The organism is Nostocoides japonicum T1-X7, assembly GCF_001046855.1.
GTDB lineage: Bacteria > Actinomycetota > Actinomycetes > Actinomycetales > Dermatophilaceae > Nostocoides > Nostocoides japonicum.
Genome location: NZ_HF570958.1, coordinates 4697746 through 4699755 on the forward strand (window position 1 = coordinate 4697746; position 2010 = coordinate 4699755).

General features: G+C 75.9%; 3 protein-coding genes. All 3 read right to left on the bottom strand.

Translation table 11 applies throughout. The features are described 5' to 3' along the window. Positions 1-840: nicotinate-nucleotide--dimethylbenzimidazole phosphoribosyltransferase (locus BN12_RS21345; RefSeq protein ID WP_048555580.1), on the bottom strand; the 840-nt coding region annotated here is incomplete at its 3' end. Then, a complete protein-coding gene (gene cobA, locus BN12_RS21350; RefSeq protein WP_048555581.1) occupies positions 837-1631 on the bottom strand; it encodes a uroporphyrinogen-III C-methyltransferase in 795 nt (264 codons plus the stop codon). The genes BN12_RS21345 and cobA, both read right to left, overlap by 4 nt. Further along, positions 1628-2010: aminotransferase class I/II-fold pyridoxal phosphate-dependent enzyme (locus BN12_RS21355; RefSeq protein WP_048555582.1), on the bottom strand; the 383-nt coding region annotated here is incomplete at its 5' end. The genes BN12_RS21355 and cobA, both read right to left, overlap by 4 nt.

Below are 2010 nucleotides of genomic sequence, written 5' to 3' on the forward strand. Positions count from 1 at the left end.
GGGCGCGAGCCGGTCGGCGAGGACGGCGGCGGCGACCGAGATGAGCCCGTCGAGCAGCACCGGCACGTGGGAGCGCGCGGCGGCGGCCATGAATCCCGCCGAGGCCGCGAGGTCCGCGCTCCCCAGGGCGGCGAGGGTCTCCACCGCGTCGAGATCACGCCCGGCCACGCGGTCGAGGGCCTGCTGGACGACGGCCGTCTTGTGGGCGAAGCCCGCGTCGTCGACACCGGTGCCGCGTCCGGTCACCTCGGTCGCGGGCAGCCCGTACGTGGAGGCGATGAGGGCGGCCGCGGGCGTCGTGTTGCCGATCCCCATGTCGCCGCTGATGAGCAGGTCGGCTCCTGCACCGATCTCCTCCTCGGCGACCGCAGCGCCGGCCTCGAGCGCCCGCTGCGTCTCCTCGGTCGTCAGCGCGTCCTCGAGGTGGATCGCGCCACTCCCGCGCCGGACCTTGAAGGCGGTGACGTCCGGCGGCAGGCCCGCGAGGTCGTCGTCGACGCCGAGGTCGAGAACGCGGAGGGCGACACCGTGCTGCCGGGCGAGGACCGACACCGCCGCGTGACCGGAGACGAAGCCGCGGACCATCGCGGGGGTCACGGCCTTCGGGTAGGCGGACACGCCGTGGTCGCTCACGCCGTGGTCGCCGGCGAAGACGACGGCCCGGACCTCGGACACCGGCCGAGGCGGCACCTGGCCCTGGGCCGCGGCGAGCCAGGCGCCGAGCTCGCCGAGCCGCCCGAGGGCACCGGTCGGCGTCGCGAGGGCGGCGAGGCGGGTTCGGGCCTCGTCCCACACGTCGCGTGCGGGAGGGGTGACGCGGGGGGTGGACGGACTCCTCATGGGGTGCCTCCTCGGCGATGGGGCGGTGACGCGATGGGGTTCTGGAGTGCGAGGTCGGCGACGGCGCCGATCACGGCGATGGCCGGCGGCGCGACCTGCGCATCGGTCGCGGCCTCGGCGATGCTCTCGAGCGTCGCCGTGACGACGACCTGCTCGGGGGTCGTGCCGTCGACGACGACGGCGGCCGGGGTCGACGGGTCGAGACCGCCGTCGATGAGCGCGGCCGTGATGTCGGGCAACGTCCGGACGCCCATGAGGACGACGACGGTCGTGCCCGAGGCAGCCACGGCCCGGTAGTCGATAGTGGACTCCGGATGTCCGGGCGGGACGTGTCCGGAGATCACCGTGAAGCCCTGCGACACGCTGCGGTGCGTGACGGGTATGCCGGCCAGTGCGGGCACGGCGGTCGCGGAGGACACCCCGGGGACGACCCGGACGGGCACCCCGGCCTCGGCGCAGGCGATGACCTCCTCGCCGCCCCGGCCGAAGACGTAGGGGTCGCCGCCCTTGAGGCGGACGACGTCGCGCCCGGCGCGGGCGTGCTCGACGAGGAGCCGGTTGATCTCGGCCTGCGGGGTGGATCGCCCGTGGGGCTCCTTGCCGACCCACACGACGTCCGCGCCGGGCCGGGCCCAGGCGAGGACGTCGTCGGAGACGAGGCGGTCGGTGAGGACGACGTCGGCACGCTCCACCGCCGCCCGGCCGGCGACGGTCATGAGCCCGGGGTCGCCCGGACCGGCGCCGACGAGGGTGACCCGACCGGTCGCCGGGTCGATGGATCCTGAGGTCACGAGACGAGCTCCTTCTCGGTGGCGACGAGCGCGTCGAGCAGCAGGGCGGTGACGGCCGGTGGTCGGACGGCGATGCGCACCCACGTGTCGTCCAGTCCGGGGAAGGTGTCGCAGCGGCGCACCGCGACGCCTCGGGCCCGAAGACGGGCATGGGTGCCAGGGGGCACCTGGGCGAGGACGAAGGCCCCGGTTCCGGGGACGTGCGGGATCCCGTGCCGGTCGAGACCGCGGCAGAGCTCGGCCCGGTCGTCGGCCTGGAGCTCGGCGCGGCGCCGCTGCTCGACCCGCGCCGCCGGCGTCGAGGTCGCGAGGACCGCGGCGACCGCCGCGCCGGAGACCGACCACGGCGGCTGCTGCCGGCGCAGCTCGTCGACGAGGG